Raw genomic sequence first — 21347 nt, 5'->3', positions numbered from 1 at the left:
GAGCACGCCAGCCCCCATGGCCCAGCAAGCACCTTCTCTCATCGATAAACTTCGCGCCCGTTTTGCCGGTGCGCAGGTTGTGGTGGTCGAACCGCGCGGCGAAGTAACGCTGGAAGTGGCTGTTGCCGATTGGCACGCAACCGCTCTGGCGCTGCGTGACGAACTCGGCTTCGAGCACGCCACCGACCTGTGCGGCGTGGACTACCTTGGTTATGGCAGCGACGAGTGGGATACCTCGGACGTTTCCTCGCACGGCTTCAGCCGCGGCGTGGAGGGCAGTGGCGCCGGTCGTTTCGCCTGGGGTGAATTCCCCAGCCACGAAACCGCCGAAGGCGCGCAGCCGGACGCAATGCCCAAGCAGCGCTTTGCGGTGGTGGTGCAGCTGCGCTCCTACCAGCACAACCAGATGCTGCGTATCCGTTGCTACGCCCCCAGCGAATCGCTGCCGGTGGTGGCATCGCTGACCGACATCCATCCGGGTCTGAACTGGTTCGAACGCGAAGCATTCGACCTGTACGGCGTTATCTTCGAAGGTCACCCGGACCTGCGTCGCATCCTGACCGACTACGGTTTCGTGGGCCATCCGTTCCGCAAGGATTTCCCGCTGATCGGCAACGTCGAAGTGCGTTACGACGAAGAAAAGAAGCGTGTGGTCTACGAGCCGGTGACTTCGGTCGAGCCGCGCGTAGGCGTGCCGCGTGTTATCCGCGACGATGCCCGTTTCCAGACTGCTGAAGGCGAGCGCGCGCAGACGGAGGCAAGCAAGTGAGTGCGGACGTAAAGAAAGAATTCCACCAGGCTTCGCAGGCCTTTGCGAGCAATCCCGCCGAAGCCCGGCAGGAGATCCGCAACTACACCATGAACTTCGGCCCGCAGCATCCGGCCGCACATGGTGTGCTGCGCCTGATCCTGGAAATGGACGGCGAAACCATCATGCGCGCCGATCCGCATATCGGTCTGCTGCACCGCGCGACCGAGAAGCTGGCCGAGTCCAAGCCGTTCAACCAGTCGATCGGCTACATGGATCGCCTGGATTACTGCTCGATGATGTGCAACGAGCACGCCTATGTCCGCGCCATCGAAACCCTGGTGGGTATCGAAGTGCCGGAGCGTGCGCAGTACATCCGCACCATGTTCGACGAAGTCACCCGCGTCCTGAACCACTTGATGTGGCTGGGCTCCAACGCGCTCGATCTGGGCGCGATGGCGGTGATGCTGTATGCCTTCCGTGAACGCGAAGAGCTGATGGACTGCTACGAAGCAGTCTCCGGCGCGCGCATGCACGCGGCTTACTACCGTCCGGGCGGCGTGTACCGCGATCTGCCGGACACCATGCCGAAGTACAAAGAGTCGCGTTGGCACAAGGGCAATGCGCTGAAGCGTCTGAACGCTTCGCGCGAGGGCTCGCTGCTCGACTTCCTGGAGAACTTCACCAATGAGTTCCCGGGTCGCGTTGACGAATACGAAACCCTGCTTACCGACAACCGTATCTGGAAGCAGCGTACCGTTGGCATCGGCGTGATCACCCCGGAGCATGCAATGGCCTGGGGCATGACCGGTGTAATGCTGCGTGGTTCGGGTATTGCCTGGGATCTGCGCAAGAAGCAGCCGTACGCCAAGTACGACGCGGTCGATTTCGACCTGCCGTTGGGCACCAAGGGCGACTGCTACGACCGTTACCTGGTGCGTATTGCCGAGATGCGCGAATCCAACCGCATCATCAAGCAGTGCGTGGCTTGGCTGAAGGCCAACCCGGGCCCTGTGATGGTCAAGAACTTCAAGGTCGCTCCGCCGGCTCGCGCCGAGATGAAGGACGACATGGAAGCGCTGATCCATCACTTCAAGCTGTTCAGTGAAGGCTACTGCGTGCCGGCCGGCGAAACCTACGCGGCGGTTGAAGCGCCCAAGGGCGAGTTCGGCTGCTACCTGGTGTCCGACGGTGCCAACAAGCCGTTCCGCGCCCACCTGCGCGCGCCGGGCTTTGCCCACCTGTCCTCGATCGATTCGGTCGTACGTGGTCACATGCTGGCCGACGTGGTGGCGATGATCGGCACCTACGACCTCGTGTTCGGCGAGGTTGACCGGTAATGCCTGCCAATCACACATCGTCCGTTGCCTGCGCGGTTCTGCCGCCGCAGGCATCGGTTTTTCAGCATTTGGTATTCGTTGAGGTCGGCCAATGAAGGCGACGGGTAATTTCGAGGCGGCGCGCAACGTCGACCCGATGGTGGTGTTGAGCGACAAGACGCGTGCTCACATCGATCACTGGCTCTCCAAGTTCCCGCCGGAGCGCAAGCGTTCGGCGGTGCTGCAGGGTCTGCATGCCGCACAGGAGCAGAACCAGGGATGGCTGAGCGACGACTTGATCGCCGCGGTTGCCAAGTACCTGGACCTGCCGTTTGTGTGGGCGTACGAGGTGGCAACCTTCTACTCGATGTTCGAGACCGAGAAGGTTGGCCGCAACAACGTCGCCATCTGCACAAACGTCAGCTGCTGGCTCAACGGCGCCGACGACATCGTCCGCCATTGCGAGAAGAAGCTGGGCATCAAGCACGGTGAATCCACCGCTGACGGCCGCGTCTACCTCAAGAAAGAGGAAGAGTGCCTGGCTGGCTGCGCGGGCGCGCCGATGATGGTCATCAACGGCCATTACCACGAGCGCCTGACGCTGGACCAGGTCGACGCGCTGCTGGACGGGCTGGAGTAAGGCATGGCACACCACGAATCCAAGGGCCCGGTCGGACCGGCTCCGCTTCCGCACAACGTGGTTTACACCACGCTGCATTACGACACTCCGTGGTCGTATGAAAGCTATCTGAAGACCGGTGGCTACGCCGCGCTGCGCAAGATCCTCGAAGAGAAGATCGCGCCGGCCGACGTCATCGAAATGGTCAAGCAGTCCGGCCTGCGCGGTCGTGGCGGCGCGGGCTTTCCGACCGGTTTGAAGTGGTCCTTCATGCCCAAGGGCGATGTGCAGAAGTACATCCTGTGCAACTCGGATGAATCCGAGCCGGGCACCTGCAAGGACCGCGACATCCTGCGTTACAACCCGCACTCGGTGGTGGAGGGCATGGCCATCGCCTGCTACGCCACTGGTTCGACTGCGGCCTACAACTACCTGCGCGGTGAGTTCCACCACGAGCCGTTCGAGCATTTCGAGCAGGCTCTGGCCGATGCCTATAAGCACGGTTGGCTGGGCAAGAACGTGCTGGGCAGCGGTTGCGATATCGATATCTATGGCGCGCTTGGCGCCGGTGCCTACATCTGCGGCGAAGAAACCGCGCTGATGGAATCGCTGGAAGGCAAGAAGGGTCAGCCGCGTTTCAAGCCGCCGTTCCCGGCCAATTTCGGCCTGTACGGAAAGCCGACCACGATCAACAACACCGAGACCTATGCCTCGGTGCCGGCGATCATCCGCAACGGCGCGGAGTGGTTCAAGAATCTGAGCCTGACCAACAACGGTGGCCCGAAGTGCTTCTCGGTCTCCGGTTGCGTGGCCAACGGAGGCAACTTCGAAGTGCCGCTGGGCACCACGTTCGACGACCTGCTGGCAATGGCCGGTGGTCTGCGTCCGGGCCGCACCCTGAAGGGCGCGATCCCGGGCGGCGTGTCGATGCCGGTGCTGACCGCTGCGGAACTCAAGGGTCTGCCGATGGACTACGACACCATCCGTGCACTGGGCTCGGGCCTGGGGTCGGGTGCCATCGTGGTGCTGGATGACAGCGTCTGCTGCGTCAAGTTCGCCTGCCGCATCAGCCAGTTCTTCCACAAGGAATCCTGTGGCCAGTGCACCCCGTGCCGCGAAGGTACCGGCTGGATGCACCGTGTGCTGGAGCGCATCGTCGCCGGCCAGGCCACGATGGAAGACCTGCACCAGTTGAAGACGGTTGCCGGTCAGATTGAAGGCCACACCATCTGTGCGTTCGGTGAGGCGGCAGCGTGGCCGATCCAAGGCTTCCTGCGCCAGTTCTGGAACGAATTCGAGTACTACATCGTCAACGGTCATTCGATGGTTGACGGCAAGAAGGTGGAGACTGCTGCCGCATGAGCGCGCAACCGGTAAATCCCAATGTACCGCCGGATCATGTGACCATCGATATCGATGGTCAGACGCTGGTCGTACCCAAGGGTTCGATGATCATCCAGGCCGCCGACAAGGCTGGCATTCCGATTCCGCGCTTCTGCTACCACGAGAAGCTGCCGATCGCCGCAAACTGCCGCATGTGCCTGGTCGACGTTGAAAAGTCGCCCAAGCCGTCGCCGGCCTGCGCAACCCCGGTCATGGATGGCATGAAGATCCAGACCCGCAACGAGAAGGCGCTCAAGTACCAGCGTTCGGTGATGGAGTTCCTGCTCATCAACCATCCGCTGGACTGCCCGATCTGCGACCAGGGCGGCGAGTGCGAGCTGCAGGACGTATCGCTGGGCTACGGCCGTTCGGTCAGCCGCTTCAACGAGCGCAAGCGCGTTGTGGTCGACGAGGACATGGGGCCGCTGGTCGCCACCGAGATGACCCGCTGCATCCAGTGCACCCGTTGCGTGCGCTTCACCGCGGAAGTGGCCGGCACCTATGAACTGGGTGGCATGTCGCGTGGTGAAAACCTGCAGATCGGCACCTACGACGGCAAGCCGCTGACCACCGAGCTGTCCGGCAACGTCATCGACGTGTGTCCGGTCGGCGCGCTGACCAACAAGGTGTTCCAGTTCAAGGCACGCCCGTGGGAACTGACCGCACGCGAGTCGCTGGGTTACCACGACGCGATGGGTTCGAACCTGTTCCTGCACGTGCGCCGCGGCGAAGTGCTGCGCGCCGTGCCGCGTGACAACGAGCTGGTCAACGAGTGCTGGCTGTCCGATCGCGATCGTTATTCGCATCAGGGCCTGTATTCGGCCGACCGCGCGGTCAAGCCGCTGCAGAAGGTCAATGGCGAGTGGAAGGAAGTGAGCTGGGCTGAAGGCCTGGCCGCTGCCCGCGAAATTTTCGAAGCCAACCGTGGCGACGAGCTCGGCGTGCTGGTGCACCCGGCAACGTCGAACGAGGAGGGCGCATTGCTGGCCCGCCTGGCCACTGGCCTGGGTTCGAACAACATCGACCACCGCATCAACAACCGTGACTTCTCCGATGCTCCGGTTGCCGAAGTGTTCGGCATGTCGCTGGCCGAGATTGAACACGCTGATCAGATCGTCGTGCTGGGTAGCAATATCCGCCACGAGCTGCCGCTGCTGCACGCTCGCCTGCGCAAGGCGCAGACCACCAACGGTGCCAAGATCCACGCGATCAACCCGGTGGACTTCGACTTCGCGTTCAAGCTGGCCGGCAAGCAGATCGTTGCACCGTCGCAGTTCGTTGAAGCGCTGGGCAATGCGCAGCTGGTCGACGCGGTGAAGGGCGGCAACAACACCGTCATCATCGTCGGTGCGATTGCTGAAAATCATCCACAGGCTGCTGCGATCCGTTCGGCCGCCAGCGCATTTGCCGCGGCGACCGGCGCCAAGCTGTGCCGTATCCCGCAGGGTGCCAACGCACTGGGTCTGGTCCGCGTCGGTGTACTGCCGGCCGGCAAGGACATCAATGCGATGCTGGCACAGCCGCGCAAGGCCTATGCCCTGTACGGCATCGAGCCGGGTCTGGATTTCGCCGATACCGCCGCCGCCCGCAAGGCGCTCGCCGGTGCCAAGGTTGTCGCGTTCAGCCAGTACGCCTGCACCTCGACCCGCGATGTGGCCGATGTGATTCTGCCGATTGGCGCGCTGCCGGAAATCGACGGCACGCTCACCAATCTGGACGGTCGCGACCAGGTCGCCCGCGCCGGTGGCAAGCTGCAAGGCGAGGCCCGCGAGGGCTGGCGCGTGCTGCGTGCGCTGGGTGGTGACATGCAGCTGGCCGGTTTCGGCTTCACCGATCTGGCAGGCCTGCGTGCCGGCTTGCAGCCGGTGTCGGTCAAGGTTGCCGCTTCGGCACAGCCGCAGGTTGCAGGCGAGGGCTTTGAAGTGGCCTCGACCCCGGCGATCTACCGCACCGACGCCGTCGTGCGTCGTGCGCAGGCGCTGCAGTCGCATCCGCTCAACAATGAGCCGCGCATCGTGCTCAATGCCGACGACGCCGCGCGTCTGCAGCTGACCGAGGGCCAGATGGCCAAGGTCGGCACCGACGCTGGTCGTGCCACGCTGTCGGTTGTGGTTGACGCCCGCGTCGCTGCTGGCACGGTGTGGATTGAATCGGGCCACGGCGCAACCGCGCCGCTGGGTGCCGCACGTGTAACGGTGGTGGCTGCATGAACGAGTTGCTGTTAAACGCGATCGACCCCTTGTTCCAGTGGTTCATGTCGCTGGGTGACATCGGCATCGTGCTGTGGACGGTGATCAAGATCCTGCTGATCGCCATGCCGGTGATCATTTCGGTTGCCTTCTACGTGTTGTGGGAGCGCAAGCTGATTGGTTGGATGCATGTGCGCCACGGGCCGATGTATGTCGGTCTGGGCGGCCTGTTGCAGGCCTTCGCCGACGTCACCAAGCTGCTGTTCAAGGAAATCATCGCTCCGGCCAGTGCACACAAGGCGATGTACATCATCGCGCCGCTGATCGTGCTGGCTCCGTCGTTCGCGGCGTGGGCGGTGGTTCCATTCGACTACAAGCTGGTGCTGTCCAACGCCAACGTTGGTCTGCTGTACCTGCTGGCGATGACCTCGCTGGGTGTGTACGGCGTGATCCTGGCTGGTTGGGCCTCCAACTCCAAGTACGCCTTCCTCGGTGCGATGCGTTCGGCCGCACAGGTTGTCAGCTACGAAATCGCGATGGGCTTCGCGCTGGTTGGCGTGATGATCGCCGCCGGCAGCCTGAACCTGACCGACATCGTGTTGGCGCAGAAGGGTAACTCGGGTCTGTTCGACTGGTTCCTGCTGCCGCTGTTCCCGCTGTTCGTCGTGTATTGGGTGTCCGGCGTTGCCGAAACCAACCGCGCGCCGTTCGACGTGGTTGAAGGCGAGTCGGAAATCGTTGCCGGCCACATGGTGGAGTACTCCGGCGGTGCGTTCGCGCTGTTCTTCCTGGCCGAGTACGCCAACATGATCCTGGTCAGCTTCCTGATCTCGATCTTCTTCCTCGGTGGCTGGCTGAGCCCGCTCCAGGGCTGGATCACGGCAGACATTTCGCCGTGGATCAACTGGATCTGGACCGGCGGTTGGCCGTGGCTGCTGCTCAAGGTGCTGTTCTTCGCCAGTGCGTACATCTGGTTCCGTGCCAGCTTCCCGCGCTTCCGTTATGACCAGATCATGCGTCTGGGCTGGAAGGTGTTCATCCCGTTGACCATTTTCTGGATCGCGGTGACGGCACTGATGGTGTTCTACGGCGTGATCCAGAAGGGCGTTTGATTCATGAATAAGATCACCCACTATTTCAAAAGCCTGCTGCTCCTCGAGTTGCTCGGCGGCCTGTGGCTGACGCTGAAATACGCGTTCAAGCCCAAGTACACCGTGATGTACCCGATGGAGAAGTTCCCGCAGTCGCCGCGCTTCCGTGGCCTGCACGCCCTGCGCCGTTACCCCAACGGTGAAGAGCGCTGCATCGCCTGCAAACTGTGCGAAGCGGTATGCCCGGCACTGGCCATCACCATCGACTCGGCCAAGCGCGAAGACGGCACCCGCCGTACCACGCGTTACGAAATCGATCTGTTCAAGTGCATCTTCTGCGGCTTCTGCGAAGAAAGCTGCCCGGTGGACTCGATCGTCGAGACCCACATTCTCGAGTACCACTTCGAGAAGCGTGGCGAGAACATCATCACCAAGCCGCAGCTGCTGGCACTTGGCGACCGGCTTGAAGCCGAAATCGCCGAGCGCCGCGCCGCCGACGCCGCCTTCCGCTGAGGTCTTGAGATGGATTGGGTAAATATTGCTTTCTGGTTCTTCTCCATCATTGCCGGCATTTCCGCGGCAGCGGTGATCAGCGTGCGCAACCCGGTGTATGCCGTGTTGTGCTTGATCCTGACGTTCTTCTCCATTGCCTGCGTATGGCTGCTGGTGGGCGCCGAGTTCCTCGGTGTCACCCTGGTGCTGGTCTACGTCGGCGCGGTGATGGTGTTGTTCCTGTTCGTGGTGATGATGCTGGACATCGACACCACCAATCTGCGTGAAGGCTGGGTACGTTACCTGCCGGTCGGCCTGGTGGTCGCGGTGGTGATGCTGGTGCAGATGCTGACCCTGATCGGCATCAAGGCGCGCACCGCACCGTTCCCGGTGGACAACGCCGCTGCGGTTGCCGCGGATACGTCCAACATCACCTGGCTGGCACGCAGCCTGTTCACCGAATACCTGCTCCCGTTCGAGTTCGCCGCCGTGATCCTGACCGTGGCCGTGGTGGCAGCAGTGATGCTGACCCTGCGCCGCCGTGAAGGCCTGAAGACGCAGAACCCGACCGAGCAGACCATGACCAAGGCAAAAGACCGCCTGCGCATGGTCAAGATGGCCGCCGAAAAGCCGGCGGTGCAGGTTGATACGCAACATGACGGTGGCGAGGAGGCCAAGCCATGATTTCTCTGGGCCATATGCTCGCGTTGGGCGCGGTGATGTTCTGCATCTCCGTTGCCGGCATCTTCCTCAACCGGAAGAACATCATCGTGCTGTTGATGTCGATCGAACTGATGCTGCTGTCGGTGAACATCAACTTCATTGCCTTCTCGCGTGAGCTGGGCGACACCGCCGGTCAGCTGTTCGTGTTCTTCATCCTGACCGTGGCCGCAGCCGAAGCTGCAATCGGCCTCGCGATCCTGGTGACCTTGTTCCGTACTCGCCACACCATCAACGTGGGCGAAGTCGATTCGCTGAAGGGCTGATCCGAAGATGGAAATCACTCTCTCCAAGAGTCTGTTGATTGCAGTGGTGCTGGCACCGCTGTTCGGCAGCATCATCGCCGGCCTGTTCGGTCGTCAGGTGGGGCGCAAGGGCGCCCAATACATCACCATTCTGGGCGTGGCGGTCAGCTTCGGCCTGTCGGCTTATATCTTCTCCCAGCTGTTGTGGGGTGGGGCGCAGCCGTTCAACCAGAACATCTACACCTTCTTCGAAGTGGGCCAGTACGCGGCACACGTCGGCTTCATGGTCGATCGCCTGACCGCGATGATGATGGTGGTGGTGACCTTCGTGTCGCTGCTGGTCCACATCTACTCGATCGGCTACATGTCCGAAGACGACGGCTACCAGCGTTTCTTCAGCTACATCTCGCTGTTCACCTTCTCGATGCTCACCCTGGTGATGAGCAACAACTTCCTGCAGCTGTTCTTCGGCTGGGAAGCGGTGGGCCTGGTGTCGTACCTGCTGATCGGTTTCTACTTCAAGCGCCCGACCGCGATCTTCGCCAACATGAAGGCGTTCCTGGTCAACCGCGTGGGTGACTTCGGCTTCCTGCTCGGCATCGCCGGCATCCTGTGGGCCTTCGGCTCGCTGGACTACGCCACCGTGTTCGCCAATGCGGGCACCGTGCTGGGCACCGATATCACCGGCCACGCGATGGTGCAGCTGATCGGCGACCACCAGTGGAGTGTTGCCACCATCATCTGCATCTGTCTGTTCATCGGTGCGATGGGCAAGTCGGCGCAGGTGCCGCTGCACGTGTGGCTGCCGGACTCGATGGAAGGCCCGACCCCGATCTCGGCGCTGATCCACGCTGCGACCATGGTTACCGCGGGTATCTTCATGGTCACCCGCATGTCGCCGCTGTTCGAGCTGTCGCAGACCGCGCTGGACTTCATCCTGTTCATCGGTGCGACCACGGCCTTCTTCACCGGCCTGATCGGCATCGTGCAGACCGATATCAAGCGCGTGGTTGCTTACTCGACGCTGTCGCAGCTGGGCTACATGACGGTTGCACTCGGCGTGTCGGCCTACTCGGGCGCCGTGTTCCACCTGATGACCCACGCCTTCTTCAAGGCGCTGCTGTTCCTCGGTGCCGGTTCGGTGATCATGGGCATGCACCATGAGCAGAACATGATGAAGATGGGCGGCCTGCGCAAATACATGCCGGTTACCCACATCACCATGTGGATCGGTACGCTGGCCCTGGTGGGTACGCCGTTCTTCTCTGGTTTCTACTCCAAGGACACCATCATCGAAGCGGCCGCGATGCATGCGCATGCTGCCGAGGCTGGCTGGGTTGCCCTTTACGGTTACTGGGCGGTGCTCGGTGGCGTGATCGTCACCAGCTTCTACAGCTTCCGCCTGCTGTTCCTGACCTTCTTCGGCAAGGAGCGCTTCCGCGACGCGCATGATGACCATCACGGTGATCATGCCCACGGCCACGATGACCACCATGGTCATGGCGTGCACGTGCCGCACGAATCGCCCTTGGTGGTGACGGTTCCGCTGGTGCTGCTGGCGATCCCGTCCATCCTGATCGGCTTCTTCACCATCGGTCCGATGCTGTTCGGTACCGGTTGGGATGGCCACCATGCTGCCGCTGGCATCCCGGGCCAGACCATGTCGTTCTTCACCGGCATCGTCGATTTCTACAACCCGGCACGCGATACCATTGCCGAAGTTGGCAAGGAGTTCTGGCACGGTTCGGTGGCCTATGCGGTACACGGCATGCAGATGCCGGCGTTCTGGCTGACGGTTGCAGGTTTCGCGCTGGCCTGGGTGTTCTACATCTGGAAGCCGGAACTGGCAGGACAAGCTCGCAAGACCCTGGCACCGGTGGTTTCGGTGCTGGAAAACAAGTACGGCTTCGACAAGCTCTGGATCGACGGCTTTGCCGGCGGTGGTGTGCAGCTCGGCAAGGCCGCCCGTGCCGTTGATAGCACGGTCGTTGATGGGGTGATGGTCAATGGTTCGGCGCGTCTGGTCGACCTGGCTGCCAACCTGTTGCGCCGCACCCAATCCGGTTTCCTCTACCACTACGCGTTCGCGATGATCATCGGTCTTATTGCCCTGTTGGGCGTACTGATGCATTTCTGGCGTTGACCTGTACGGAATAGAAGACGTGTCGAACTGGCCTCTACTTAGTATTCTCATCTGGCTGCCGATCATCGGCGGTGCGTTGATCCTCGCTGTGCGCAACGCCCAGGCTGCCCGTTGGGCATCCCTGGCGGTGGCACTGCTCACCTTCCTGATCAGTCTTGGCTTGCTCAGCGGTTACGACCGCGGCGCCGCCGAGGTGATGCAGTTCGTCGAACGGCATCCGTGGATCCCGGCCTTCAAGATCGGCTACAACCTGGCCGTTGACGGTATCGCCATCGCCCTGATCCTGCTGACCACGCTGATCGGCGTGCTGGCACTGATCGGCGCCTGGGGCGTGGTCGACAAGCGCGTCAATCAGTACGTGGCCGCCTTCCTGGTACTGGAAGGCGTGACGGTCGGCATCTTCGCCGCGACCGACGCGATGCTGTTCTACGTGTTCTTCGAAGCCATGCTGATCCCGATGTTCCTGATCATCGGCGTCTGGGGCGGTCCGCGGCGTATCTACGCGGCGATGAAGTTCTTCCTGTACACCTTCCTCGGCTCGGTGCTGATGCTGGTGGCGCTGATCTACCTGTACCTGAAGGGCGGCAGCTTCCAGCTGGCCGACCTGTATCAGCTGCAGCTGTCGGCCAAGGAGCAGACCTGGATATTCTTCGCGTTCCTGATCGCCTTCGCGGTCAAGGTGCCGATGTTCCCGGTACACACCTGGCTGCCGGATGCGCACGTTGAAGCGCCGACCGCCGGTTCGGTGATCCTGGCGGCGATCGCACTGAAGATTGGTGGCTACGGCTTCCTGCGCTTCAACCTGCCGATCGTGCCCGATGCCAGCCACGAGTGGGCATGGCTGGTGATCGCGCTGTCGCTGGTGGCGGTGATCTACGTCGGTCTGGTGGCGCTGGTGCAGGACGACATGAAGAAGCTCATCGCTTATTCGTCGGTCGCACACATGGGCTTCGTGACCCTGGGCACCTTCACCGCGTTGTGGCTGGTGCGTGACGCCGGCAACCCCGATGCGGCCCGCCTGGGCCTGCAGGGCGCGATGGTGCAGATGGTGTCGCACGGCTTCGTGTCCGGCGCGATGTTCTCCTGCGTGGGCGTGCTGTATGACCGCATGCACAGCCGTCGCATCGCCGATTACGGCGGTGTGGTCAATGTGATGCCGTGGTTCTCCGCGTTTGCACTGCTGTTCTTCATGGCCAACTCCGGCCTGCCGGGCACCAGTGGCTTCGTCGGCGAGTTCATGGTCGTGTTGGCTGCGTTCCAGTGGAATCCGCTGGTTGCGCTGGGTGCTGCCTCCACCTTGATCATCGGCGCGGCGTATTCGCTGTGGCTGTACAAGCGTGTGTTCTTCGGTGAGGTGGGCAATGCCCACGTCGCCGAGCTGAAGGATATGAACGGTCGCGAATGGCTGGTAATGGGCGTATTTGCTGTAGGCACCTTGGTGCTGGGCTTCTACCCGCTGCCGCTGACCGAGCTGATGGAGCCGTCCATCGCCAAGCTGGCGATGCAGATCGCATCGAGCAAGCTGCTGTAAGCGGCCCGTCGAGAGTATTGATTCCAGGATTTGATGATGACCACGCCGACGCCTCTGCCGTTGACCATGACCGACCTGCTGCCGTTGCTGCCCGAACTGGTAGTGATTGGCGGTGCCTTTGCCCTGTTGATGCTTGATCTGTTCATCAGCACCAAGCACAAGGTCTGGACCCACTTTCTGTCGGTAGCGATCCTTGCTGTCGCCTTCGCCTTGCTGTTGGGCGGTGCAGGCGGGCAGGGCGAGGTGTTCCACGGCATGTTTGTCCGTGACAACGCCGCCGATGTCATGAAGACGGTGATCGTGCTGGTCAGCGGTTTGAGCCTGATCTACGGCTGGAGCTACCTGCGCGAGCGCAACCTGTACCAGGGCGAGATCCCGGTGCTGATCCTGTTCGCCACCGCCGGCATGATGATCCTGGTGTCGGCCGGCAGCCTGCTGATGGTGTACCTGGGCCTGGAACTGCTGGCACTGTGCTCCTACGCGCTGGTTGCCAGCAACCGTGAGAACAAGCTCGCCGCCGAAGCAGGCATGAAGTACATCGTGCTCGGTTCGCTGGCGTCGGGCCTGCTGCTGTACGGCATGTCCTTGATCTACGGCGCCACCGGCTCGCTGCACTTGGACGTGATCCATGCCTCCATCGCCCATTCGGACGAGCGCTTGCTGCTGTTGACCGGTGCGGTGTTCATGGTTGCCGGTGTTGCCTTCAAGCTGGGCGCTGCACCGTTCCATATGTGGCTACCGGACGTGTACCAGGGTGCCCCGGCACCGATCGCGCTGTTCATCAGCTCGGCACCGAAGCTGGCTGCCTTCGGCATGGCTTACCGCCTGCTGGAAATGGGCGTTGGCCCGCTGTCGACCGAGCTGCAGTACGTGTTGGCCGGCCTGGCCGCACTGTCGCTGGTCGTTGGCAACCTGATGGCGATCGCACAGAGCAACCTGAAGCGCATGCTGGCCTATTCGACGGTTTCGCACATCGGCTTCCTGCTGATGGCGGTGGCCGGTGGTGGCAAGGAAGGCTATTCGGCGGCGATGTTCTACGCCATTGCCTACGCCATCATGTCGACCGCCTCGTTCGGCGCGATCATCGCGCTGTCGCGTGCCGGTTTCGAGGCCGAGAACATCGAGGACTTCAAGGGCCTGAATGCCCGTAGCCCGTGGATGGCAGGCCTGGTCCTGTGCATCATGGCGTCGCTGGCCGGTATTCCGCCGTTCCTCGGCTTCTGGAGCAAGCTGGCGGTGCTGAGCGCTGCGATCAAGGGCGGCCTGTTGTGGCTGGCCATGGTCGGCGTGCTGTGTGCGGTGATTGGTTGCTTCTACTACCTGCGCGTCATCAAGGTCATGTACTTCGATGAGCCGGTAGGTGAGCCGCTGCCGCGTAACAACGATCGCATCCTGGGTATCGTTTTGGGCGTGAATTCCGTGCTGTTGCTGGTCCTCCCGCTGGGCTTGGGCCCGATTCTGGAATGGATGAGCAATTCTTTTGCACATTTGTCATAAAAAACGATACAAATCTGCGCGAAGTGTGTATTATTCATCTCCTGAGTTGACGACCTCACCGCCTAGCGGAAAGGTCGGAGCCACCTGATAAGTGGTTCAACCGGAAGGGTTTTTCCGGGTTTCTCTAGCAGTTAGAGAGAAACGCGAAGTAAATAAGTCTTGCATTATCGACTTGGTTACTTCATAATCTCGCTTCTGATGCGGGGTGGAGCAGTCTGGCAGCTCGTCGGGCTCATAACCCGAAGGTCGCAGGTTCAAATCCTGCCCCCGCTACCAGCTTCGGTCTTTGGCAACACGCAGTGTTGATAGAGGCAAAAGTTGGGCTCGCAAGAACGGCTGCTTCCGTTCTTGCAACCGGGATCCGGCCAACGGATCCAAACGGACAAAGGGCCCACGTGGGCCCTTTGCTGTTTCTGTAATACGCAAAACCCCGGTTGGGTTACAACCGTTCTCTAACTTACGAATCAAGGCTGGCTGTGAGCGACAAGGCTACTGAAATCGCGAATCTGCTGAGCCCCACCGTGCAGGCGTTGGGGCTCGAGTTGCTTGGCGCCGAATATCTGCCGGCCCCGGGCGGTGCAACGTTGCGCCTTTATATCGACGTGCCGCTGGCTGAGCAGCCTGAGCGCATGGTCAACGTCGAAGACTGCGAGCGGGTGAGCCGTGAGGTTTCCGCGCAGTTGGATGTTGAAGACCCGATCAGCGGCAATTACACGCTGGAAGTGTCCTCGCCCGGCGTGGATCGCCCGCTGTTCACGCTGCAGCAGTTCGAGCTGGCCATTGGTGAATCCGCCAAGGTCGGGCTGAAGCTGCCGCAGGAAAACCGCCGTCGCCTGCAGGGCGAGATCGTTGCGGTTGACCTGACGCAGGGCACGGTGACCTTTGTCGTCGACAACAAGCCGTTCGTGGCTTCGTTCGACAATATCGACAAGGCACGCATCATTCCGGACTGGGCCGCATTGGGCCTCGCACCGACCAAACCGACGGGTCCTGCTCCCAAGCAAGGCAAGTCCAAGAATAATTCCAATAACGAAACGGCGGCCAAAAAGCCGCGCGCGGAGTGAGCCGATGAGCAAGGAACTTTTGCTGGTAGTTGACGCAGTCGCCAACGAGAAGGGCGTGCCGCGCGAAGTTATTTTTGATGCGATCGAGGCCGCGCTGGCCTCTGCCGCGAAGAAGCGTTACCCCGATCAGGAAATCCTGGCGCGCGTTTCGATCAACCACAAGGACGGTACCTACGAAACCTTCCGTCGCTGGGAAGTGGTCGCCGATGACGTGGTGATGGAATCGCCGGACCGCCAGATCCGCATGATGGACGCGGTGGACGAAGCCGATGACGTCGAGATCGGTGATTACATCGAAGAACAGATTGAAAATCCGGATTTCGGCCGTATCGCAGCGCAGGCTGCCAAGCAGGTCATCGTCCAGCGTGTGCGCGAGGCTGAGCGCCAGCAGGTGGTGGATGCGTGGAAGGACCGCGTTGGCGAGCTGGTCACCGGTGTGGTCAAGCGCGCCGAGCGCGGCAACATCTATGTCGATCTGGGCGGCAATGCCGAAGCCTTCATTCCGAAGGACAAGGGCATTCCGCGTGACGTGCTGCGTGCCGGCGATCGTGTTCGCGGCTACCTGGCTGAAGTGCGTTCGGAACCGCGTGGCCCGCAGCTGTTCATCAGCCGCGCTGCTCCGGAATTCATGATCGAGCTGTTCAAGCTGGAAGTGCCGGAAGTCGGCCAGGGCCTGGTTGAAATCAAGGCCTGTGCGCGTGACCCGGGCGACCGCGCCAAGATCGCCGTGCTGGCTCACGACACCCGTACCGATCCAATCGGCGCCTGCATCGGCATGCGCGGTTCGCGCGTGCAGGCCGTGTCCAACGAGCTCAATGGCGAGCGCGTGGACATCGTGTTGTGGAACGACAACCCGGCCAACTTCGTCATCAACGCGATGGCGCCGGCTGAAGTGCAGTCGATCATCGTCGACGAAGAAAAGCATTCAATGGATCTGGCCGTGGCAGAAGACCGCCTGGCCCAGGCCATCGGCAAGGGCGGCCAGAACGTGCGCCTGGCCAGCCGTCTGACCGGTTGGCAGCTGAATGTGATGACCCAGGACCAGGTGACCGCCAAGTCGGAAGCCGAGCAGGGCGTCGCCCGTCAGCTGTTCATGGACAAGCTGGAAGTGGACGAAGAAATTGCCGGCATCCTGGTGTCGGAAGGCTTTGGTACGGTGGAAGAAATCGCCTACGTGCCGGTTGGTGAGTTGCTGGCAGTGGAGGGCTTCGACGAAGATATCGTTGAAGAACTGCGTGCCCGCGCCCGCGATGCGCTGCTCAATGAAGCGCTGGCGGTGGAAGAGGGGGTTGACGGCGGTGTGCCGACAGCCGATCTGCTGGCACTGAAGGGCATGGATGAGGCTACCGCGTATGCGCTGGCTGGCCACGGCGTGCGCACAAGTGAGGATCTGTCGGATCTGGCTGCCGACGAGGTTCTGGAGTTCGGCATCGAGGGTATGGATCTGGAGCGCGCCGCGGCGTTGGTCCTGGCAGCCCGCGCCGAGGAGATCGCCCGCCTGGAGCGCGGCGAATGAGCCAGCGATGAACAGTGCCCTGAGCCGCTCAGGGCGTAGACTCCGCGCTGCCTTCGTTCGTAACGAGGGAGTGCAAACAAGATCATAGGATCCGAATGTCGCAGCAAACCACCATCCGCAAGCTCGCCGAACTGGTCAACACGCCGGTCGAGAAACTGCTTGAACAGCTGTCCCAGGCCGGGATGAAGTTCAGCGGTCCCGACCAGGTCGTGACCAGTACCGAGAAAGTGAAGCTGCTTGGCTTCCTCCGCCGTTCGCACGGCAAGGAAGAGCAGCCGGTCGAAGAGGCTGATGCCGCATCGAAGAAGATCACCCTGAATCGCCGCAAGCATCAGGAAGTGACCGTCAGTGCTGGCCGTAGCAAGACCACCGTCAATGTGGAAGTGCGCCAGAAGCGCACCTACACCAAGCCGGAAGGTGGCAAGCCTGCGATGACGCCGGACGAAGAGCGCGCCGATATCCTGCGCAAGCTCGAAGAATCGCGTCAGCGCAATCTCGACGAGCAGCGCATGCTGGCCGAGAAGGATCGCGCCCGCGACGAAGGCATCGCCGCCAAGAAGGCCGCCGAGGTAGCCGAGGCTGCACGCGTGGAGGCCGAGAAGGTCGCCGCCGAAGAAGCCGCCAAGGTCGCTGCAGCAAAGCCGGCTCCGGCAGCTGAAGCGCCGGCACCGCGTGCTGCGCGTCAGGCCCCGGCAGCAGCAGCTGCCCCGGCCCGTGCGCCTGCCCGCGATGACCGTGGCAACAACAACGCCAATGCCAACGCCAAGCCGGGCAAGCGCAACGAAGGTGGTGATGGCAACCGTTTCGGCGGCCAGCTGCACCTGTCGGCGTCTGATCGTGCCCGTCGTGGCAACAGCAACAACAATAATTCGCGTGGCCGTCCGGGTGCTCGCGCACCGCAGGGCCGTCGTGGCAATGACGCATCGCGCAGCGGTGGCGGCAGCCATGCCTTCGAACGTCCGACCGCACCGGTTGTGCGTGAGGTCGCCGTCGGCGACACCATCACTGTGGCCGATCTGGCACAGAAGCTCGCTCTGAAGGGCGGCGAGGTGGTCAAGGCGCTGTTCAAGATGGGCGTGATGGCCACCATCACCCAGTCCATCGATCACGATACCGCCGCGCTGGTTGTCGAAGAGCTCGGCCACAAGGTCGTGCGCGCCAGTGACAACGATGCCGAAGACGCACTGCTGGCCATCACCGACGCCGATGAGCGCGTAGCGGTGCCGCGTGCACCGGTGGTGACCATCATGGGTCACGTCGATCACGGCAAGACCTCGCTGCTGGATTACATCCGTCGCACCAAGATCGCCACTGGCGAAGCCGGCGGCATTACCCAGCACATTGGTGCCTACCATGTGACCACGCCGAAGGGCGTGATCAGCTTCCTCGATACCCCGGGCCATGCCGCGTTCACCTCGATGCGTGCCCGTGGTGCGCAGCTGACCGATATCGTGGTGGTGGTTGTCGCTGCCGACGATGGCGTGATGCCGCAGACCAAGGAAGCCATCCAGCACGCTCGCGCAGCCAATGCGCCGATCGTGGTGGCAATCAACAAGATCGACAAGGCGTCGGCTGATCCGATGCGCGTCAAGAACGAACTGCTTGCAGAGCAGGTCGTGGCCGAAGATTTCGGTGGTGACGTGCAGATGGTTGAAATCTCGGCCAAGACCGGCCTGGGCATCGACGACCTGCTGGATGCGATTTCGCTGCAGGCCGAAGTGCTGGAGCTGAAGGCCGTGGCCGAAGGCCGCGCCAGCGGCGTGGTCATCGAATCCTCGCTGGACAAGGGCCGTGGCCCGGTCGCGACGGTGCTGGTGCAACAGGGTCTGCTGAAGAAGGGCGACTACCTGGTGTGCGGTATCCAGTACGGCCGCGTGCGTGCATTGTTCGACGAAACCGGCAGCCAGGTTGCTGAAGCCGGTCCGTCGATTCCGGTGCAGGTGCTGGGTCTGTCCGGCGTGCCGGAAGCTGGCGACGACTTCGTCGTGGTTGAAGACGAGCGTCTGGCCAAGGACGTCGCGCAGACGCGCGAAACCAAGCGTCGCGAGTCGCGCCTGGTCGCTACTGCCGGCAGCCGCATGGAAGACATCATGTCGCAGCTGGGCAAGGGCGATGGCCAGCAGGTATTGAACCTGCTGATCAAGGCCGACGTGCAGGGTTCGGTGCAGGCACTGAGCCAGGCGCTGGTGGCACTGTCCAACGACGACATCCGCATCAACGTGATCCACTCCGGCGTGGGCGGCATCACCGAGTCCGACGCCAACTCGGCTGTGGCTTCCAAGGCCACCGTCATCGGCTTCAACGTGCGTGCGGATGCTTCGGCCCGTCGCATCATTGAGTCCAACGGCGTTGACCTGCGTTACTTCTCGATCATCTATGACGTGATCGACCAGGTGAAGCAGGTGGCCTCCGGTCTGCTCGGCGTGGAAATCCGCGAAGAGATCATCGGTATCGCGCAGGTCCGCGACGTGTTCCGCAGCTCCAAGTTCGGCGCGGTTGCAGGCTGCATGATCATCGAAGGCGTGGTGAAGCGGAACAAGCCGATCCGCGTGCTGCGGGACAGCGTGGTGGTATTCGAAGGCGAGCTGGAATCGCTGCGTCGCTTCAAGGAAAACGTCGAGGAAGTTCGCAACGGTACCGAGTGCGGTATCGGCGTGAAGGCTTACAACGACGTCAAGCCGGGCGACCAGATCGAGTGCTTCGAGCGTATCGAAGTGCCGCGCACGCTCTAAGTGCCGGGATTGGGTGTTGGAGTTCGGGATTCGCCGAGGCGGATTGCCACTGATCTTCAGCTCCCATCGCGGTATGGATGCACGGTTCGGGAATCGCTCGCGGTTCCCGGATCGGTTGTACGGTTCCATTGAAATTCACTCTTTATTGCTGATACTTGCCTGATGCCTAAGACTTTCCATCGTACCGACCGTGTTTCTGCACAGATCCGCCGTGATCTGGGCACGCTGGTGCATGCCGCCGTGCGTGAATTCGGCCTGCCCTCGGTCAGTGTGTCGGACGTGGAAGTCACGCGTGACATGGCCCACGCCAAGATCTTCGTGACCGCGCTGATGCCGGAACGTGCGGAAGAGGCGATGAAGGGCTTGCGCGGGCTGACCGTCGAGCTGCGCATGTCCCTGGCCAAGGCGATGAAGCTGCGTCACGTGCCGGAGCTGCACTTCCACTACGACGATTCGGTCGACCGTGGCGAGCGCATCGAAAACCTGCTGCGTGACCTGGTGCCGCCGCCGGAACCCGAATCCGACGCCGACAAAGACACCAATAAAGAATAATCGCAGCAGCCCGAAAGGGCTGTTGTCATGTCTGGCCTGCGTGCGATCGCGCAGGCGGCTTACCCGTTTTCCGCCAGTAGCGCCGGGTGCGCGCTGGCTTGCCCATGGTGTTGCATGCGTCCTCGAATCCAATTCCGCCGCCTGGATGGCATCGTTCTGCTCGACAAGCCGGCTGGCATGAGCTCCAACACGGCCCTGCAGGTTGCCCGCCGTCTGTTCCGTGCCGAAAAGGGTGGGCATACCGGCAGCCTCGATCCGCTGGCCACCGGCCTGCTGCCGCTGTGTTTCGGCGAGGCGACCAAGATCGCCGGCCTGCTGTTGGGCTCGGCCAAGGCCTATGACGCCGAAATCCGGCTGGGCAGCACCACCGATACCGATGATGCCGATGGCGCTGTGCTGCGCGAGCGGCCGGTTCCGGCGTTCAGTGACGAACAGCTGCAGGCGGCCTTGGCCAGCCTGACCGGCAACATCCGGCAGCGTGCGCCGATCTATTCGGCCTTGAAGCAGGGCGGTGAGCCGCTGTACGCCAAGGCGCGCCGCGGCGAGGCCATCGAGGCGCCCGAGCGCGAGGTGCTGGTGCAATCGATCGAGGTGCTGGGGCGTGAAGAGGCGCATCTGTCGCTGCGCGTGACCTGTGGCTCGGGCACCTACATCCGCAGCATTGCCCGCGACCTGGGCGAGCTGCTGGGCTGTGGCGCGCATGTCACCGCGCTGCGCCGGCTGTGGGTTGAACCGTTCATGGCGCCGAAGATGATCGGCCTGGATGCGCTGCGCACGGTGGCCGAATCCGGTGACGAGGCGGCGCTGATGGGCTGGCTGCTGCCGATCGAGCAGGGTTTGAGCCAGTTTGCCCGGGTTGACCTGGATGCGGCGCAGGCGGCGCGGTTCTGCCTGGGCCAGCGCTTGCGTGACCCGGCCTGGCCAGTCGGCCTGGTGGTGGTTCATGGAGAAAGCGGCCAGCCGCTGGGCCTGGGCCAGGTCGAAGAAGGCGGGCGATTGGGCCCGCAACGCCGCTTCAATCTCTGAACGGGCAGGGGCCAGCCGTACCTTCCAGGTCACGTTCGCCTTGTCCCGGATGGTTGTGACCGTTACAATTTTGCGGCCCTAGAAAGGGCAACTGTCCGCCTCGGTGGGCAGCCTATTAATCGGCGAGCTGAGCGGTGCGTCCATTGACGTTCCTGCCGGCCCCGCATCTGAAGAGAAAACTCATGTCGATCGACACCCAGAAAGTCATTGAAGAAAACAAGCGCGGCGCTGCCGACACCGGTTCCCCGGAAGTCCAGGTTGCCCTGCTGACCGCTCGCATTGAACTGCTGACCGGCCACTTCAAGGAACACAAGAAAGATCACCACAGCCGCCGTGGTCTGCTGCAGATGGTCAACCGCCGCCGTAGCCTGCTCGACTACCTGAAGAACAAGGATGTCGCACGCTACAAAGCATTGATCGAAAAGCTCGGCCTGCGCCGCTAATCGATATCCGCCGCGGCGCAGCGATGCGCCGCGGCTT

The 21347-nt window shown here is 62.2% G+C and carries 18 protein-coding genes and 1 tRNA gene; all 19 read left to right on the top strand.

What is annotated here, in order from left to right; genetic code table 11:
* The first annotated feature begins 16 nt into the window (after nucleotides 1-16).
* The 19 genes from ACVOKO_RS05830 to rpsO all read left to right on the top strand — a co-directional run bounded on the left by ACVOKO_RS05830 (nucleotide 17) and on the right by rpsO (nucleotide 21310).
* Nucleotides 17-769 (top strand): NADH-quinone oxidoreductase subunit C, encoded by a 753-nt coding sequence (locus tag ACVOKO_RS05830; protein ID WP_346497999.1) that lies wholly within the window; start codon nucleotides 17-19, stop codon nucleotides 767-769.
* 89 nt (nucleotides 770-858) lie between these two features.
* Nucleotides 859-2088 (top strand): NADH-quinone oxidoreductase subunit D, encoded by a 1230-nt coding sequence (locus ACVOKO_RS05825; RefSeq protein WP_346498010.1) that lies wholly within the window; start codon nucleotides 859-861, stop codon nucleotides 2086-2088.
* A gap of 91 nt (nucleotides 2089-2179) precedes the next feature.
* Nucleotides 2180-2707 (top strand): NADH-quinone oxidoreductase subunit NuoE, encoded by a 528-nt coding sequence (gene nuoE, locus ACVOKO_RS05820; protein WP_057626701.1) that lies wholly within the window; start codon nucleotides 2180-2182, stop codon nucleotides 2705-2707.
* Between the two features lie 3 nt (nucleotides 2708-2710).
* On the top strand, nucleotides 2711-4048 hold the full coding sequence (nuoF, locus tag ACVOKO_RS05815; RefSeq protein ID WP_346497998.1) for an NADH-quinone oxidoreductase subunit NuoF: 1338 nt from the start codon (nucleotides 2711-2713) through the stop codon (nucleotides 4046-4048).
* Entirely contained in the window at nucleotides 4045-6279 is a 2235-nt protein-coding gene (gene nuoG / locus ACVOKO_RS05810; RefSeq protein ID WP_346497997.1) for an NADH-quinone oxidoreductase subunit NuoG, read from the top strand. Before nuoF ends, nuoG begins: the two co-directional genes overlap by 4 nt.
* A complete protein-coding gene (nuoH, locus tag ACVOKO_RS05805) occupies nucleotides 6276-7370 on the top strand; it encodes an NADH-quinone oxidoreductase subunit NuoH (RefSeq protein ID WP_282268407.1) in 1095 nt (364 codons plus the stop codon). The genes nuoG and nuoH overlap by 4 nt, the downstream gene beginning before the upstream one ends.
* Nucleotides 7371-7373: 3 nt before the next feature.
* Nucleotides 7374-7862 carry an NADH-quinone oxidoreductase subunit NuoI gene (gene nuoI, locus ACVOKO_RS05800; RefSeq protein ID WP_057626697.1) on the top strand — a complete coding sequence of 163 codons (489 nt, stop codon included), beginning with the start codon at nucleotides 7374-7376 and terminating at the stop codon, nucleotides 7860-7862.
* A gap of 9 nt (nucleotides 7863-7871) precedes the next feature.
* Entirely contained in the window at nucleotides 7872-8525 is a 654-nt protein-coding gene (locus ACVOKO_RS05795) for an NADH-quinone oxidoreductase subunit J (protein WP_346497996.1), read from the top strand.
* Nucleotides 8522-8827, top strand: coding sequence for an NADH-quinone oxidoreductase subunit NuoK (nuoK, locus tag ACVOKO_RS05790; RefSeq protein ID WP_054656949.1), 306 nt, complete (start codon nucleotides 8522-8524; stop codon nucleotides 8825-8827). The genes ACVOKO_RS05795 and nuoK overlap by 4 nt, the downstream gene beginning before the upstream one ends.
* Nucleotides 8828-8834: 7 nt before the next feature.
* The gene (gene nuoL, locus ACVOKO_RS05785) at nucleotides 8835-10949 is read left to right on the top strand and encodes an NADH-quinone oxidoreductase subunit L (protein ID WP_346497995.1); all 2115 of its coding nucleotides are present in this window, start codon (nucleotides 8835-8837) and stop codon (nucleotides 10947-10949) included.
* Nucleotides 10950-10968: 19 nt separating this feature from the next.
* Nucleotides 10969-12480 (top strand): NADH-quinone oxidoreductase subunit M, encoded by a 1512-nt coding sequence (locus tag ACVOKO_RS05780; RefSeq protein WP_346497994.1) that lies wholly within the window; start codon nucleotides 10969-10971, stop codon nucleotides 12478-12480.
* 36 nt (nucleotides 12481-12516) lie between these two features.
* A complete protein-coding gene (gene nuoN / locus ACVOKO_RS05775) occupies nucleotides 12517-13977 on the top strand; it encodes an NADH-quinone oxidoreductase subunit NuoN (protein WP_346497993.1) in 1461 nt (486 codons plus the stop codon).
* A gap of 199 nt (nucleotides 13978-14176) precedes the next feature.
* Nucleotides 14177-14253 (top strand) — tRNA-Met (locus ACVOKO_RS05770).
* 200 nt (nucleotides 14254-14453) lie between these two features.
* Nucleotides 14454-15041: a ribosome maturation factor RimP gene (rimP, locus tag ACVOKO_RS05765; RefSeq protein WP_346497992.1), complete on the top strand. Its 588-nt coding sequence runs from the start codon at nucleotides 14454-14456 to the stop codon at nucleotides 15039-15041.
* A 4-nt stretch (nucleotides 15042-15045) separates the two neighbouring features.
* A complete protein-coding gene (gene nusA / locus ACVOKO_RS05760) occupies nucleotides 15046-16557 on the top strand; it encodes a transcription termination factor NusA (protein ID WP_346497991.1) in 1512 nt (503 codons plus the stop codon).
* Between the two features lie 95 nt (nucleotides 16558-16652).
* Nucleotides 16653-19289 (top strand): translation initiation factor IF-2, encoded by a 2637-nt coding sequence (infB, locus tag ACVOKO_RS05755; protein WP_346497990.1) that lies wholly within the window; start codon nucleotides 16653-16655, stop codon nucleotides 19287-19289.
* Nucleotides 19290-19451: 162 nt separating this feature from the next.
* Nucleotides 19452-19841 (top strand): 30S ribosome-binding factor RbfA, encoded by a 390-nt coding sequence (rbfA, locus tag ACVOKO_RS05750; protein ID WP_346497989.1) that lies wholly within the window; start codon nucleotides 19452-19454, stop codon nucleotides 19839-19841.
* 114 nt (nucleotides 19842-19955) lie between these two features.
* On the top strand, nucleotides 19956-20867 hold the full coding sequence (truB, locus tag ACVOKO_RS05745) for a tRNA pseudouridine(55) synthase TruB (protein ID WP_346497988.1): 912 nt from the start codon (nucleotides 19956-19958) through the stop codon (nucleotides 20865-20867).
* Between the two features lie 182 nt (nucleotides 20868-21049).
* Entirely contained in the window at nucleotides 21050-21310 is a 261-nt protein-coding gene (rpsO, locus tag ACVOKO_RS05740) for a 30S ribosomal protein S15 (protein WP_057626688.1), read from the top strand.
* Nucleotides 21311-21347 lie beyond the last annotated feature (37 nt).

The organism is Stenotrophomonas sp. STEN240, from assembly GCF_056756175.1.
Note: the sequence above shows the minus strand (reverse complement) of the source record. Positions and strands in the feature narration are given on the sequence as shown.